Source organism: Streptomyces sp. 4N509B (assembly GCF_052245655.1).
Taxonomy (GTDB): domain Bacteria; phylum Actinomycetota; class Actinomycetes; order Streptomycetales; family Streptomycetaceae; genus Streptomyces.
Window position 1 is genome coordinate 1 of the sequence record NZ_JBQQBZ010000001.1, and the last position, 14,169, is coordinate 14,169.

Sequence of the window (14,169 nt, forward strand, 5' to 3'; positions counted from 1 at the left end):
GCGGGGAGTCGAGCGTCGTCATGCGGTCACCAGCCATGCCCTGGCCGACTCGCAGTCGAGCGAGACGGTGTCTCCCGTACGCGGGCCCGAGGTCTGGTCGGGGGTGGTGATCTGCACCGTCAGCTCGCCCTCCAGCGCCACCTCGTAGGACGTGGTCGCGCCGTTGAACTCCAGGTTCGTGACGGTGCCGCGCAGCCTGCCCTCGTCCGGGGTGGTGAACCTCAGCGTCTCCGGGCGCAGCGAGAGGAAGGTGCGCTCCCCGGCCGCCAGCTCCAGGTCGTCACGGCGGGAGACGGCCAGCCGCGCGCCGCCGGGCAGCACGACGGTGACGTCCTTCTCCCGGGCCTCGGCCACCTCGACCGGCAGCACGTTGCTGCGTCCGATGAAGCGCGCGACGAACGCGGTGGCCGGGCGGTGGTAGATCTCGCGCGGCGTGTCCACCTGGTGCACGCGGCCCGCCTCCATGACGGCGATGCGGTCGCTCATCGCCATCGCCTCGGCCTGGTCGTGGGTGACGTAGACGCCGGTGATGCCGGCCTCGCTCTGCACGCGGCGGATCTGCACCCGCGTCTCCTCGCGCAGCTTGGCGTCCAGGTTGGACAGCGGCTCGTCGAGGAGGAGGACCGAGGGCGAGATGACGACGGCGCGGGCGAGCGCGACCCGCTGCTGCTGGCCGCCGGACAGCTCGTCGATGCGACGGTCCTCGTAGCCGTCGAGCCCGACGTCCGCCAGGACCCGGGCGACGCGGCGCGCCTTCTCCTTCTTCTCCACCTTGCGGACGGTCAGCCCGTAGGCGACGTTCTGCGCCACCGACAGGTGCGGGAAGAGGGCGTAGTTCTGGAAGACCATGCCGGTGTCGCGCCGGTTCGGGGCGGTGCGGGTGAGGTCCTTCTCACCGAAGAGGACCCGCCCGCTGGTCGGCTGCACGAAGCCGGCGATGATCCGCAGCATCGTCGACTTGCCGCAGCCCGACGGGCCGAGCAGGGTGAAGAACTCACCTCCCTCGATCGTCAGGTCCATGCTGATCGGTGGTGAGTCCTCGCCGTACACCTTGGTGACGTTGTCGAGTTGGACGGGAATCATGCGTGCTCCGAGATGATGCGGTGGGTGCGTGGGTGCGTGCGTCTGTCGGCGTCAGTCGGCGTCTGGGTGCGCGGGGGCGCCCGCGAGGGCGGGCGTCACCTCGGCTGCGGCTGCTCGGTCCGGGGCCCGCCGGGGGCGGGGGCCACGCGCGGACGGGCGGAGGCGCCGGGGCGCGCTCAGCCGCTGGTCAGCTGCTCAGCCCTGGTTCTGGATGTTCTCGGCCCAGTAGGCGAACCAGTCGTCCTGGTGACGGTTGATCTCGTCCCAGTCCACCGTCATCTCCTTGACGTCGAGCTCCTCCAGCCACCTCGGGGTGCGCTGGAGCGGCAGCGTGGGGTACTGGTAGAAGTCGTCCGCCAGGAGCTGTTGGATGTCCGGGCTCATGAGGAACCGCAGGAAGGCGTCGGCGCCGCGGGGGTTCGGCCCGTTCCTGATCTTGCCGACGCCGTCGGTGACCATCGGGGAGCCCGACGCGGGGATCACGGGCCTCATCGACATCCCGAGGTCGGCCTGGACGAGGGTGTCCTGGAGGTTCCAGACGGTGACCGCCGCCTCCTGCCGGTGCACGCGGAGGTAGAGGTCGTTCGGGTTGGCCGTGTACGCCTTGGTGTTGGCGTCCAGCCTGCGCAGCCAGTCGTAGCCGGGGCCCGGGTCGCCGCCGGCGCCGGCCTCGCGCCAGATCATCGCGCAGTAGATGCTGCGCATCGTGCCGGAGGCGGCCACGTCGCGGATGAGGATGTCGCCACGGAAGGTGGAGGTGACGAGGTCGTCCCAGTCCTGCGGCGCCTGCTCGGGGCTGAGCATCTCGGGGTTGTAGACCATCACCAGGACCACGCGCATCTCGCCCAGCCACAGGTCGTCCTGGCCCCGGAACTCCTCCGGGACGCGTCGGACGACGTCCCGGGGCGCCGGCTCCAGCAGCTCGTCGGCGACCGCCTGGTCGAACTGCTGCTGGGTGCCGCCCCACCAGACGTCCGCCTGGGGCCTGGCCTTCTCGGCTCCGACCCGGGCGAGCACGTCCTGGGCGCCCATCGTGAGGATCCGCACCTTGCCCCGCCACTCGGGGTGTGCCTCCTCGAACGCGGCGATGACCCCCTCGTTGATGGCCTCCGGGCGGGCGCCGTAGATGGTGAGGTAGTCCTTGGACGAGGCCGTGAGATCGAGGCCGCAGCCCGCCAACGGCAGGCTCACCAAACCGGCCGAGGCGAGGCCCAGCCAATCACGACGACGCATTACTGCTCCTTCGCAGACGTACGGTGTACACCACTGACGCATGCGGGGATCCGAAACCGGAGGGAGACTCACGGCGGTCAGCGGACATGTCCAACGAGTTGGTAGATCGATCCAGCATCACGATGCGTGGTGGTAGATCGATCTACCATTGCTAGAGAGTGAAGGGCGGGGCGGCAGCTGTCAAGAGATGTGACAGCCGCATGACTGCCGGATGGCGAGCTCGGGCTCGGCGCGACGCACCACGGGAGCGGCGTACGGGTCGGTCATCCGGTCCAACAGCAGCCGCGCGGCCCGCTGTCCCAGGCGCCGGCCGCGCACCGAGACGCTCGTCAACGGCGGCTCCCACAGGGCCGCTCCGGGGATGTCGTCGTATCCGATCACGCGGACCCCGCCGGCGGCGACGCCGGCCTCCCGCAGCGCCCGGTAGAGACCGAAGGCGACGCTGTCGCTGTGACACACGACACCGTCGGGCAGCTCGCCGCGCGCCAGCAGCTCCCGGCCGCCCGCGAGGCCGCCCTCGCCGCTGGTCTCGCTCGGCAGCTCGATCAGCTCCCCGGTGTGCCCCGCCGCCCGCGCGGCCCGCCGCACCCCGGCGATCCGCTCGTGGCGCGAGAGCATCCACGCGGGTCCGCCGAGGTACGCCAGCCGCTGGCAGCCGTGCCAGAGCAGGTGTTCCCCGGCGAGCTCGCCGCCGCGCACGTCGTCCGTGCCGACGAAGCTCGCCTCGGCGCCCTCCACGTACCGGGTGACGAAGACGTGCCCGAGGCCGGCCTCCGTCAGCCGCTCGGTCAGCGCGGGGTCGGTGCCGCTGGCCGGGACCATCGCCAGGCCCGCGATGCGGTGCTCCTGGAGCGCGGCGATCGCCTGGTCCTGCTGCTCGGCGTCGTCGCGGGTGACCGTCAGCAGCGGCAGGTACCCGGCCTGGCGGAACTCGGTCTCCAGGCCCAGGATCACCTCGGCGAGGTTGGGGTTGCCGATGTTGGTGACGACGACGCCGACGACCTTGGCGTGCCGGGTGCGCAGGGAGGCGGCGGCCTGGTCGTAGATGTAGCCCAGCTCGGCCATGGAGGCGAGGACCCGCTCCCGGGTGCTCGGCGAGACGCGGCCCGTGCCCCGCAGCACCAACGACGCCGTCGCCCGCGACACGCCCGCGTGCGCTGCGACGTCCCGCAACGTGACCTTCTCGCCCACACCCAGATCCTAGAGAACCGGGGAGGACGACGGACCACCGCCGTGGCACGCGACGTCGTGGGCATGGGCACCGCCGCGGTGCTCCGCCCACGGTGCGGCGGTGCCGCGCCGTGCCCCGCCCGCGGCGGTGGGCTCGGCCGGCGCCGCGCCGCCGCCGCGTCGCGCCCCGGCCCCATCGCGGCTGGCTCGGCCGCCCGCCGCCTCAGCCCGCCGGCACCTGGTCGCCCGGCCGCTCGTCACCGGGACGCTCGTCGCCGGGTCGCTCGTCGCCGGGTCGCTCGTCGCGCCAGTCGGTGGGGCTGCCGCCCGTGGCCGCCAGGTCCGCCTCTCGGGCGCGGAGTTCGACGCGGCGGATCTTGCCCGAGATGGTCTTCGGCAGCTCGTAGAACTCCAGCCGCCTGATCCGCTGGTACGGCGCGAGGTGCTCCCGCGCGTACCGCAGGATCGACCGCGCCGTCTCCTCGGTCGGCTCGTGCCCGGCCGCGAGGGCGACGTACGCCTTGGGCACGGCCAGCCGCACCGGGTCGGGGGCGGGGACCACCGCGGCCTCGGCGACCGCCGGATGCTCGATCAGCACGGACTCCAGCTCGAAGGGGCTGATCTTGTAGTCGCTGGCCTTGAAGACGTCGTCCGTGCGGCCGACGTACGTGACGTAGCCGTCGGCGTCGACGCTCGCCACGTCGCCCGTGTGGTAGTACCCGCCGGCCATGGCCTCGGCGTTGCGTTCCTCGTCGCCCTGGTAGCCCGTCATCAGGGGCAGTGGGTGCGACGCGAGGTCGAGGCAGAGCTCGCCCTCGCCGGGCCCGTCGAGGGCCTGGCCGGTGACGGGGTCGACGAGGACGACGGGGACGCCGGGCAGGGGGCGGCCCATGGAGCCGGGACGCACCTCGGACTCCGGGGTGTTGGCCACCTGGGCGGTGGTCTCCGTCTGCCCGAAGCCGTCGCGGATCGTCAGCCCCCACGCCCGGCTGACCTGCGCGATCACCTCCGGGTTGAGCGGCTCGCCCGCGGCGCTCGCCTCCCGCAGGGTGGGCGGGCGCTCGCCGAGGTCGGCGTTGATCAGCATCCGCCACACGGTGGGCGGTGCGCAGAACGAGCTGACCTCGCGTTCCCGCAGCGAGGCGAGGAGGGCCGCGGCGTCGAAGCGGCGGTAGTCGTAGACGAGGATCGTGGCCTCGGCGATCCACGGGGCGAAGAACGAGGACCAGGCGTGCTTGGCCCAGCCGGGCGAGGAGATGTTGAGGTGGACGTCGCCGGGGCGCAGGCCGAGCCAGTACATGGTCGTCAGGTGGCCGAGGGGGTAGGAGACCTGGGTGTGCTCGACGAGCTTCGGGCGGGCCGTGGTGCCGGAGGTGAAGTACAGCAGCAGCGGGTCGCCGGGGGCGGTGCCGGGGTGGGGCACGGGGGTGTGGGGGAGGTCGGCGGCCTCGCGGAGGTCGGCCCAGCCGGCGTCCGCCGCGTCGCCGACGGCCTGGGGTCCGCCGACGAGCCCGACGGGCCCGGCCGCACCGACGGGCCCGGCCGCACCGACGGGCCCGGCCGCACCGACCGGCCCGACGCTGAAGCGCGTGAAGTCGCCCGGCACCCCGTCGAAGCGGGCCGCGTCCGCCGCGTCGCAGATGGCGTGCCGGACACGGCCTCGGGCCACGCGGTCGGTCAGGTCGGCCGTGGAGACGGCGCTCGTCGTCGGCACGATCACCGCACCCAGCTTCATGATCGCCAGCATCGACTCCCACAGCTCGACCTGGTTGCCGAGCATGAGGATCACCGGGTCGCCCTTGGCGACGCCGCGGGCGGCGAGCCAGGTGGCGAGCCGGTCGGAGCCGCGGGAGAGCTCGACGAAGGTGCGGCGCGTGGTGGTGCCGTCCTGGGCGACGACGAGCAGCGCGGGGCGGTCGGCGTTCTCCGGCTGGCGCGCGATGGTGTCGAACCAGTCCACCGCCCAGTTGAACCGGTCCCCCAGCTCGGGCCACCGGAACTCCGCCACGGCGCGGGCGTGGTCCCCCCGGGCCTTGAGGAGCTGGTCCCTGCTCGCACGGTACGCGTCGTAGGCGTCGCTCGCGGTCACGGTGTGGTCCTTTCGCCGCCGTTGCCGTCCTCCGCGATCATCACGCGGGGTGGTCTACTCGGGGAAGACCGGTGGCGGCAGAAATGGGGTGTGCGACGGTGGCGGCTGAGAGCCCCGAGGGCGACGCGACGGACGTGGCGAACACGGCGGACGTTGCGGACGCGACGGACACGACGAACGCGGCGACGGTGGTCACGGGTGCGCCGGGCAGCTTCGCGTGGAGCGTGCTCGCGCGACGGCACCCGACGCTGATCCGGCAGGTCGACGAGGCCCACCCCTACGGCCCCGTCGAGCGGGCGGCGCTGGAGGAGCTGTTGGCGGAGATCGGCGAGAACGGCGCCATCCGCCCGCTGCCGGCCACCGCCCCCGACCGTGGGCGCTGGGAGCGGTGGGGGCTCACGGAGCTCGCGGGGCGCTCGTGGTTCGAGGTGCCGTTCCTGTGGGCGGAGAGCTACTTCTACCGGCGGATTCTCGGGGCCGTCGGGTACTTCGAGCCGGGCGGGCCGTGGCAGGGCGTCGACCCGTTCGCACCGGCCAAGCGGTCGGAGCTGGCCAGCGACACGGTCGACGAGGAGCTGAGGGCGCTCGACGCGCTGGAGGGGCGTGAGGTGGCGGAGCAGGGCGCGGCGCTGCTCCAGGGGGCGCTGTGGGGGAACCGCGCCGACCTGGGCTTCCTGGCGTCGGCCCCCGCCTCCGCCTCCGCCTCCGGGTCCGCAGGGGACGCGTCGGCGGCGACGGGCCTGGTCGCGGACGACAGCGCCGCGCTGTGGGAGCTGCTGGACCCCGAGAAGCCGCCCGCGGCGGTCGCCGTGGTCGCGGACAACGCCGGCCGGGAGCTGATCCCCGACCTCCTCCTCGTCGACCACCTGCTCCGCCACACCCGGGCCGACGCCGTCGACCTGCACGTGAAGCCGCACCCGTACTTCGTCTCCGACGCGGTCACCGCCGACCTGCTGGCCGCGCTGGAGCGGCTGCGGGCGGCGGCGGGCCGGGCGGGCGAGGCGGGCGCGCGGCTGTGGCAGGCGTTGCGCGACGGGCGCCTCGCGGTCCGCACCCACCCGTTCTGGTGCGCGCCGCTGTCCTACCGGCGACTGCCGGAGGACCTGCGGCGCAGCCTCGCGTCCTGCTCGCTCACGATCCTCAAGGGCGACCTCAACTACCGCCGCCTGGTCGGCGACCGCCTCTGGCCGCCGACCACCCCGTTCGCCGAGCTGACGGCGTACTTCCCGACGCCCGTCGCGGCGCTGCGGACGCTCAAGTGCGACGTGGTCTGCGGCCTCACGCCCGAGCGCGAGGCGGCGCTCGACGCGACGGGCGAGACGTGGCGCAGCAGCGGACAGCACGCGCTGGTCCAGGTGCGGACGTAGCACCCGGGGCCCGGCTGCGGCGGGGCCGCGGGGTGGCGAAGCGGCAGGCACCCACCCCGGGGTGTGGGTGTGAATCAGCGGGTCCCGGGGTGGGCGGGGGTGTCCCTCACCGCGGTGCGGCACCCCAGCGAAGGGGCGGACCGGGGCGGGAGCGGCACGGGGGCGCCTCTTCCTTGGCCGCTCGGGGCTGGTCCGGTCGGGGGACATTGCCCGAACCACCGTCCGCCCGGCCGGTGCAGGGGCCGGAGGCGGCGACTCGGGATCCTTCCCTTAGAAACGCGCTACGTGACGTGTTGCTGGCGATCGGGCGGGAGGGCGAGCTTGTCGAGGTCGGCCCGCCACTCCCACCCCGACCCGTCCACGGGCCGCAGATGCGCCTCCGTCCACAACACCCGCTCGCGCCCGAGCACGTCGTACCTCACGTGCTCGACGACCAGCCCGAGCCGCCCGGCCCTACCGGTGCGCGGCTCGACCACCCGCTGCCCGATCCACGGATGCGCCACGTCCCGCAACACCTCCTTATCGCCGCCGCCCAGGACCTCGTTCACCGGGCTTCTCCCGTCCTGACGACAGCGACCATGAGCGCCTCGTGCAACAGGCCGGCGTCCGTCAGGCAGTCCCGCCCCGGTTCCGGCTGCACCAGCCACTCCACCCACCGGGTGTGGCCCCGGGCGATCGACGGCACGAGCAGACGACACGCCACCGAGTAGACCTCCACCGGCAGCCACTGCCGCCAGCCCTCCGCCGCCCCCGGCGCCACCAGCCAGCAGTAGACGCCGTCCCGGCTGTCACCGATCACCGGCCCCGACCGCCCCGCCAACGCCTCCAACACGACGGCGCCAAGCCCTTCGGGAGCGCGAACGGCATCCCACCACCGCCCGCACTCCACACGCCGGGCAGCGACATCGGAAGGCGGCAGCCACACGGGGAGCGGGGAGGCGCGGGGCGCGGCGGCACGTTCGAACTCGGCCTTGTCTGGTGCTTCAGCCATGACGCTAGGATTCCGGCCCGTCACGGACAGCACATCGACACGGCGAGACATCTGCCGACACTTTGGGGACATCGTCCCGTCGCGACATGTCTGTAGGTGTCACCATGTCGCCATGGTCAACGAACGGTTCCGGCGTGCCATGCATCGTGCCGGACACGACATCAACTCACTGGCAGCTGCCGCCGAGGTGTCGACAAAGTCCGTTGAACGATGGATCGGCGGGAGTTCGACCCCTCACGCTCGCACGAGATTCCGCATCGCGGCGATCCTCCAGGAAGACGAGAGCTATCTCTGGCCGGAGGCCGTGAACAGAGCGTCGCTGGCCGGCGCCGAACTCGTCGCCACCTACCCACGCCGCGGTGATGTCCCACGCCATCTGTGGACGGAGCTCCTCCGTGCGGCCCAACGCGACATCGATCTCCTGGCGTTCGCCGGCCTGTTCCTCACCGAAGAACATCCCGAATGGATCCCCACCCTCGTCGAGAAGGCGACGAGTGGGGTTCGGGTACGTCTCCTCCTCGGCGACCCCGAGGGCTCCCAACTGGCCGCGCGCGACACCGAACACCGCATCGGCGGCGGCGTCGCGGGCCGGGTCGCCGCAGTGCTGGCGTACTACGGCCAGCGACTGCCCAGCACCGTGGAGGTCCGGCTCCACGACACCCCGCTGTACAACAGCATCTACCGGTTCGACGACGACATGATCGTCAACGTCCACGCCTACGGCGTGCTCGCCGCCTACACGCCGGTCATGCACCTACGGCGGATAGACGGCGCCTACTTCACCACCTACACCGAGTCCTACGAACGGGTGTGGGCCTCGGCGAGGCCCGCCGACGACGTGATGGAGCGCCAGTGAGGAGAGCCACCCACAGGGTCGACTACTGGAAGGACCCGGCCGCGCCGAAGCCGACCAGTCGGAAGACGTCGGCCTCGGTCTTCGTGCGGGACGGGCACGGCCGGCTCCTGCTGCTCCGGCGTGTCGACAACGGCCTGTGGACCATCCCCACGGGCGGCGTGAAGAAGGGCGAGACCGTCGCCCAGGCAGGCGTTCGGGAGTGCCGCGAGGAGACCGGGCTCGACGTCGAGGTGACCGGACTCGTGGGAGTGTTCTCCACCCCCGAGCACGTCATCGCCTACCTCCACGACGACGAGGTGCTGGAGGTACGCCAGCCGATCAACATCTGCCTGCGCGCCACGGTGGTGGGCGGCACGCTGGCGCCCGAGCCCGCCGAGGCGTCAGAGGTGCGGTGGGTGGATCCAGCCGAGCTGAACGCCCACCCGACCCATCCGGCGATCATGGCCCGGATCACCCACGGCCTCCGGTCAGACGAGCCCTACCTCGCCTGACCCCACCGCGGCGCCGACGACCTCGCGCCCTCCCCGCGCTACGTCACCGTTTCCCGCAGCAGTGCAGCGGAGCGCCTGGACAGCGCCCACGGCCGCATCCCGCTGAACGATCCCGCGACCCGCGATGATGGCCTTGGTGTCCTCGGCGAGGCCGCGATCAGCGCCGCCCGTTTCGAGTTGTCCCACCGGCTGGCCAGCATCGAGAACACCAGGGCCAGAACAACCGGGGTCGTCGTCCGGCCCCGTCCGTCGCTGACCAGGGAGAGAACAGGGCGTGGGAAACAACGAACGGACGCTCACCGAGGAGCAGCGGCACCAGGCCCTGTTGGTCTGGGAGTACCACCACATGGGCCACGAGCCGCGAGCCGTCGACGTCGCCATCGGCCTGGGCAGCCACGACCTCGGCGTCGCCCGGACCGCCGCCGACCTCTACCACCGAGGTCTCTTCCCGACCCTGGTGTTCACCGGCGGCAACAGCCGCACCACGCGGAGCCGGTTCCCCCGTGGCGAGGCCGTCCACTTCCGCGAACACGCCCTCGACCACGGTGTCCCCGACTCCGCGATCCTGGTCGAGCCGAACGCGGCGAACACCGGCCAGAACATCACGCTCAGCCGCGATCTTCTCGCCTCGAACGGCATCGTCCCGACGACGGTCATGCTTGTCTCGAAGCCCTACGTGGAGCGGCGCTCCTTCGCCACCGCCCGCAAGCTGTGGCCCGAGGTGGGAATCGTCTGCGCGTCGGAGCCCCTGGGACTGGACGACTACGTCAAGAACGTCGGCGACGAGAAGCTCGTGGTCGACATGCTCGTCGGCGACCTCCAGCGGGTCATCGAGTACCCCCGTCACGGCTTCGCCATCGCCCAGGACGTCCCGGACGACGTTCACGCCGCGTACGAGTCCCTCGTCCGCGACGGCTTCACCAGCCGCCTCCTCTCATGACGTCGCTGCCGTGGCGTCGGTCAGCGGCTTCCGGGGGTAGGCCCGGAGCACGAGGGATGTGGTGACAGGGCCGAAACGGGCGAGTGCGTCGACGACTTCTTCGAGGCGTCCTGCCTGCGGACAGTGGACGTCGAAGATCAGGCAGTCCTCCCCGGTGACTCTGAGGGTGGAGGCTATCTCGGGGGTCCGGGAGGCGAGGTCCAGGGCGCGTGCGAGCTGGGCGTGGGTGGTGCGCAGCCGGATGACCGCGTGAATGTTCAGACCGAGGGCTGCCGGGTCGACCACGGCTCGGTAGCCGGTGATGACGCCGTTCCTCTCCAGCCGTTGGATGCGCGCGCTGGCCGCGGGCTGTGAGAGTCCGACGCGGCGCCCCACCTCCGCGCCGGTCAGCCGGCCGTCGGCCTGGAGCAGGGCGAGGATGTCCCGGTCTATCCGGTCGAGTGATTCCATTGTCGTCCGCACCGTTTTCCTTGAGATCAGTTGTGCCGCCTCCACCGGCCTGATGCATCCCACAGAATCGGCACCAGGCGCTCCCGTGATCGTAGGGAGCGACGAGTGAAACGGTGGTGGGCAGTGGCGGCGTACGTCATCATCCCGGGTATCGACGGCTCGGACGGGCAGCACTGGCAGACCCTGTGGGAGCGGCGGTGGGGCACCTCAGCGGTGAGGATCTCGCCTGCCTCGTGGTCCGCCCCCGAGCTGGATGACTGGGTCGACGCCGTACAGGAGGCGTACGACGACGCTTCCCGGCAGGACAGCCGCGTCGTGTTGGTGGCCCACAGCCTGGGCTGCTGGGCCGCGTCCGCCTGGCTGGACAGGAACCCCTCGATCCCGGCGGGCGGCGCGTTCCTGGTCGCGCCGCCCGACCCGCACGGGCCGGCGTTCCCACGCCAGGCGGCCGGGACGTTCGTCGAGGTGTCGGCGCAGCCGTTGCCCTGCCCGGCCCTGGTGGTGTGCAGCACCAACGACCCGTACTGCACCCCCGAGGCAGCCGCCGGGTTCGCGGCGCGGTGGGAGGCACGATGGCACCTGGCGGGCGCGCACGGGCACCTCAATTCCGCCAGCGGCCTGGGCTCGTGGCGGCACGGCCGTGACCTCCTGGACTCGCTGGCCCAGGAGTGATCGACCACCGCACCGGTCGCGGTCCTCCGTACAACGACTCCCCGACGCGCTGTGTCTGACCCAGCGATATGGACACTTCACGTACAACCCATGGGGGCGGCATGCGAACAGGCACGGGCAGAGCGCTGCGGAGATCGACCGTCATCGTGGGGGCGGCGGCGCTGGTGGCCGTCGGCCTCGCGGCCCCTGCCTCCGCCGCCACCCTCGCAACCGCCGAGGTGGTGGACGGCACCGTCCGCTACACAGCGGGCGACAACCAGAACAACGAGGTCTACCTCCACGTCTCGGACGACCAGGACGAGGTGCACATCGAAGACGTCATATGGTCCATCATTCCCGGCCCCGGCTGCGCCCGCGTCGACCCCGACGACAGGATGAGTGTGGTGTGCGACCTCGCGCCCGTGGACGGCGACCACGACTACCGAACGGAGATCGATCTCGGGGACGGGGACGACCTGCTGTCCTCCGCTGTGGCTGGCCGCAACCTGTTCCGAGGCGGCGACGGTGCGGACATCATCCTGGCCACGACCGAGGACCGCGTCATCGGCGGCTACGGCGATGACCTGCTCAACGGTGGCACGGTGCAGTACGGCAACGCGGGCGACGACGACCTGTACTACGGCGGCACGAGCTACGGGGGCGCGGGCTCGGACTACCTGGTGGCCAGCAAGGAGCTGGCCTACGGCGGCACCGGCGATGACACGTTGCAAGGCACCGAGGACGGTGACCAGTTGGACGGCGGCATCGGCCACGACATGGTCTGGAGCCTCAGCGGCGACGACGAGGTGTACGGCCAGGACGGCAGGGACGTGATCTACGGCGGGAAGGGCCACGACACGGTCTACGGCGGCAGGCACGACGACCGCCTGTTCGGCAACAGCGGCGACGATCTCCTGTACGGCAACAGCGGCAACGACTACCTCAGCGGCGGCCCCGACTCGGACCACCTGTCCGGCGGCCCCGGAACCGACCTCGAGAAGCAGTAAGCACCAGCGGACCCGAGCGCCCGTCGTCGCTGCGGCCAGTCAAGGCCCATGAGCCGGCGGGCGCTGTCGGCCGGCCCGTGGAGACGCCGCAGGGGAAGGGGATCGAAGCCGGTCCGAACGAAACCGGCTAGCCGTCGTCCGGACGCGGCGTGGCGGTGCCACCCGGTGGTGGCGTCGCCTCCGACTTCGTCGCCTCGGTGTTCGCGTGGAGGATCTCGCGGGCCTCGTCCGCGGCGCGGATGATCGCCTCGGTGATGACGTCGAGGAAGCGGGCGATGTTCGCCAGGCGGGCGGCGGCCGGCGTGTCGGGGCCGAGGACGCCGACGCCCTGGCGTGCGGTGTCGGCGAGCTGGGCGGTGCCGCGGGCGCTGGCCAGCATGGACTGGTACCAGACGTCGTCGTCGACGGCGTACCGCTCGCGGCGGCGTTCGTCGCGCTCCCGGCGGACGAGGCCCTGGTTCTCCAGGAAGGCGATCGACTTGGAGACGGACGCCGGGCTGACCTGGAGGCGCTGGACGAGCTCGGCGGCGCTGAGGCTGCCGGCGTCGCTGAGGCACAGGGCGGTCAGCACCCGGGCCATCATCTTGGGCACGCCCGACTCCATCACGACGGTCGTGAACGTCTCCTCGTACTCGCGCACCGCCTCGGCGTCGCGCCCGTCGTCGGCCTGGGGCGGGGCCTGCGGGCCCCGGGCCGGGGCCGCCCGCCTGCGGCGGTGGACGCGGCGCTCGGTGGCGCGGTGGGCCAGGTCGGCGCGGTAGGAGCCGGGGCCGCCGTTGCGCATGACCTCGCGCGTGATCGTCGAGGTGGGGCGCTCCAGGCGCCGGGCGATCTCCGCGTACGCGAGCCCGTCGGCCAGCCCGAGCGCGACCTGCTGGCGTTCCTGCTGGGTGAGCCTGCCTCCCGGCATCGCGGTCTCCCTCCGACGCTGACGCTCTCCTGGGGCCGCCAGCCTAACGCCCGAAGCGCGCCCATCGCAACGGACGAATCCCGGAACTGTTGCGTTAGCTCTCGATCCATTGCAACGATTTCTCGGCTCTCACGTGCAGTTATGGCTTTCGAGTGCAACGAGTTCGTTGCCAGATCCATGAACGCAACGTAGCGTTTCCAAAGTCAGAAACGACAGCGCACGACCCACCGCACGAGGAGAGCACCATGCACACGTTCGACACCCCGGCCCCCGTCTCCGTCGTCCTCGACATCCCGGCGGGACGCGTCCGGCTCGTCGCCGCCGACCGCGCCGACACCACGGTCGAGGTCCTGCCGACCGACGCCGCCAAGGGCCGCGACGTGAAGGTGGCCGAGCAGACCACCGTCACCCACGCCGACGGCGTCCTGCGGATCGCGACCCCGGCGAGGAACCAGTTCCTCGGCGCCTCCGGGTCCGTCGAGGTGACGGTCCAGCTGCCCGCCGGCTCACACGTCGAGGCGAAGGCGTCCAGCGTCGAGTTCCGAGGCGTCGGACGGTTCGGCGAGGTCGCCGTCGAGGGCGCGCAGGCCGCGGTCGAGCTCGACGAGGCCGCGAGCGTCCGTCTCGCCACCTCCGCGGGTGACGTCTCGGTCGGCCGACTCGGCGGCCCCGCCGAGATCACCACGCGGAAGGGCGACATCCGGATCACCGAGGCCGTGCGCGGCACGGTCCGCCTGCGCACCGACGCCGGCGACATCACGGTCGGCGCCGCCCACGGCGTCTCCGCCTCCCTGGACGCCGGCACCGGCTACGGCCGCATCCACAACGCGCTCAGGAACACCGAGGGCACCGCCGAGCTGAGCGTCCACGCGACCACCTCCCACGGCGACATCACCGCCCGCAGCCTCTGAGACCTCGAAGGACCCCTGAA

15 protein-coding genes are annotated in these 14,169 nt (G+C 72.1%); 7 read left to right on the plus strand and 8 right to left on the minus strand.

Annotated features, from left to right (window positions below; all coding sequences use genetic code 11):
* Positions 1 to 18: 18 nt before the first annotated feature.
* The 4 genes from ACTWP5_RS00005 to ACTWP5_RS00020 all read right to left on the minus strand — a co-directional run bounded on the left by ACTWP5_RS00005 (position 19) and on the right by ACTWP5_RS00020 (position 5,575).
* Positions 19 to 1,083 (minus strand): ABC transporter ATP-binding protein, encoded by a 1,065-nt coding sequence (locus ACTWP5_RS00005; RefSeq protein ID WP_443218525.1) that lies wholly within the window; start codon positions 1,081 to 1,083, stop codon positions 19 to 21.
* Positions 1,084 to 1,278: 195 nt separating this feature from the next.
* Complete coding sequence (locus ACTWP5_RS00010; RefSeq protein WP_443218526.1) at positions 1,279 to 2,316, minus strand: extracellular solute-binding protein; 1,038 nt, start codon at positions 2,314 to 2,316, stop codon at positions 1,279 to 1,281.
* A 180-nt stretch (positions 2,317 to 2,496) separates the two neighbouring features.
* A complete protein-coding gene (locus ACTWP5_RS00015) occupies positions 2,497 to 3,507 on the minus strand; it encodes a LacI family DNA-binding transcriptional regulator (protein ID WP_443218527.1) in 1,011 nt (336 codons plus the stop codon).
* 202 nt (positions 3,508 to 3,709) lie between these two features.
* The gene (locus ACTWP5_RS00020; protein WP_443218528.1) at positions 3,710 to 5,575 is read right to left on the minus strand and encodes an AMP-binding protein; all 1,866 of its coding nucleotides are present in this window, start codon (positions 5,573 to 5,575) and stop codon (positions 3,710 to 3,712) included.
* A gap of 134 nt (positions 5,576 to 5,709) precedes the next feature.
* On the opposite strand from ACTWP5_RS00020, the gene ACTWP5_RS00025 reads away from it, so the two are divergent.
* Complete coding sequence (locus ACTWP5_RS00025; protein ID WP_443218907.1) at positions 5,710 to 6,942, plus strand: damage-control phosphatase ARMT1 family protein; 1,233 nt, start codon at positions 5,710 to 5,712, stop codon at positions 6,940 to 6,942.
* Between the two features lie 281 nt (positions 6,943 to 7,223).
* Here ACTWP5_RS00025 and ACTWP5_RS00030 read toward each other — a convergent pair whose 3' ends face one another.
* Together ACTWP5_RS00030 and ACTWP5_RS00035 are read right to left on the minus strand one after the other, a co-directional pair.
* Positions 7,224 to 7,490 (minus strand): hypothetical protein, encoded by a 267-nt coding sequence (locus ACTWP5_RS00030; protein ID WP_443218529.1) that lies wholly within the window; start codon positions 7,488 to 7,490, stop codon positions 7,224 to 7,226.
* Complete coding sequence (locus ACTWP5_RS00035; protein ID WP_443218530.1) at positions 7,487 to 7,933, minus strand: hypothetical protein; 447 nt, start codon at positions 7,931 to 7,933, stop codon at positions 7,487 to 7,489. Before ACTWP5_RS00035 ends, ACTWP5_RS00030 begins: the two co-directional genes overlap by 4 nt.
* Before the next feature lie 112 nt (positions 7,934 to 8,045).
* Here ACTWP5_RS00035 and ACTWP5_RS00040 point away from each other — a divergent pair, with 112 nt between their 5' ends.
* The 3 genes from ACTWP5_RS00040 (at position 8,046) to ACTWP5_RS00050 (ending at position 10,220) form a co-directional block, all read left to right on the plus strand.
* The gene (locus tag ACTWP5_RS00040) at positions 8,046 to 8,789 is read left to right on the plus strand and encodes a helix-turn-helix domain-containing protein (RefSeq protein ID WP_443218531.1); all 744 of its coding nucleotides are present in this window, start codon (positions 8,046 to 8,048) and stop codon (positions 8,787 to 8,789) included.
* Positions 8,786 to 9,280 (plus strand): NUDIX domain-containing protein, encoded by a 495-nt coding sequence (locus ACTWP5_RS00045; protein ID WP_443218532.1) that lies wholly within the window; start codon positions 8,786 to 8,788, stop codon positions 9,278 to 9,280. The genes ACTWP5_RS00040 and ACTWP5_RS00045 overlap by 4 nt, the downstream gene beginning before the upstream one ends.
* Positions 9,281 to 9,554: 274 nt before the next feature.
* Positions 9,555 to 10,220, plus strand: coding sequence for a YdcF family protein (locus ACTWP5_RS00050; protein WP_443218533.1), 666 nt, complete (start codon positions 9,555 to 9,557; stop codon positions 10,218 to 10,220).
* Here the strand turns inward: ACTWP5_RS00050 and ACTWP5_RS00055 are convergent.
* Positions 10,215 to 10,670, minus strand: a complete 456-nt coding sequence (locus ACTWP5_RS00055) for an Lrp/AsnC family transcriptional regulator (RefSeq protein ID WP_443218534.1) — start codon at positions 10,668 to 10,670, stop codon at positions 10,215 to 10,217. The genes ACTWP5_RS00050 and ACTWP5_RS00055 overlap by 6 nt on opposite strands.
* Positions 10,671 to 10,793: 123 nt before the next feature.
* On the opposite strand from ACTWP5_RS00055, the gene ACTWP5_RS00060 reads away from it, so the two are divergent.
* Positions 10,794 to 11,342, plus strand: a complete 549-nt coding sequence (locus ACTWP5_RS00060) for an RBBP9/YdeN family alpha/beta hydrolase (RefSeq protein WP_443218535.1) — start codon at positions 10,794 to 10,796, stop codon at positions 11,340 to 11,342.
* A gap of 101 nt (positions 11,343 to 11,443) precedes the next feature.
* Positions 11,444 to 12,328, plus strand: coding sequence for a calcium-binding protein (locus ACTWP5_RS00065; protein WP_443218536.1), 885 nt, complete (start codon positions 11,444 to 11,446; stop codon positions 12,326 to 12,328).
* A gap of 127 nt (positions 12,329 to 12,455) precedes the next feature.
* Here ACTWP5_RS00065 and ACTWP5_RS00070 read toward each other — a convergent pair whose 3' ends face one another.
* Positions 12,456 to 13,238, minus strand: a complete 783-nt coding sequence (locus ACTWP5_RS00070) for a helix-turn-helix domain-containing protein (protein WP_443218537.1) — start codon at positions 13,236 to 13,238, stop codon at positions 12,456 to 12,458.
* A gap of 245 nt (positions 13,239 to 13,483) precedes the next feature.
* Between ACTWP5_RS00070 and ACTWP5_RS00075 the strand changes: the two genes are divergently transcribed.
* A complete protein-coding gene (locus ACTWP5_RS00075; protein WP_443218538.1) occupies positions 13,484 to 14,149 on the plus strand; it encodes a DUF4097 family beta strand repeat-containing protein in 666 nt (221 codons plus the stop codon).
* Positions 14,150 to 14,169 lie beyond the last annotated feature (20 nt).

Bases quoted from the DNA above. Each gene is read 5' to 3' on its own strand.
- ACTWP5_RS00010 (WP_443218526.1), bottom strand. From the start codon at position 2,316: ATGCGTCGTCGTGATTGGCTGGGCCTCGCCTCGGCCGGTTTGGTGAGC.
- ACTWP5_RS00055 (WP_443218534.1), bottom strand. From the start codon at position 10,670: ATGGAATCACTCGACCGGATAGACCGGGACATCCTCGCCCTGCTCCAG.
- ACTWP5_RS00040 (WP_443218531.1), top strand. From the start codon at position 8,046: ATGGTCAACGAACGGTTCCGGCGTGCCATGCATCGTGCCGGACACGAC.
- ACTWP5_RS00035 (WP_443218530.1), bottom strand. From the start codon at position 7,933: ATGGCTGAAGCACCAGACAAGGCCGAGTTCGAACGTGCCGCCGCGCCC.
- ACTWP5_RS00070 (WP_443218537.1), bottom strand. From the start codon at position 13,238: ATGCCGGGAGGCAGGCTCACCCAGCAGGAACGCCAGCAGGTCGCGCTC.
- ACTWP5_RS00075 (WP_443218538.1), top strand. From the start codon at position 13,484: ATGCACACGTTCGACACCCCGGCCCCCGTCTCCGTCGTCCTCGACATC.
- ACTWP5_RS00005 (WP_443218525.1), bottom strand. From the start codon at position 1,083: ATGATTCCCGTCCAACTCGACAACGTCACCAAGGTGTACGGCGAGGAC.
- ACTWP5_RS00065 (WP_443218536.1), top strand. From the start codon at position 11,444: ATGCGAACAGGCACGGGCAGAGCGCTGCGGAGATCGACCGTCATCGTG.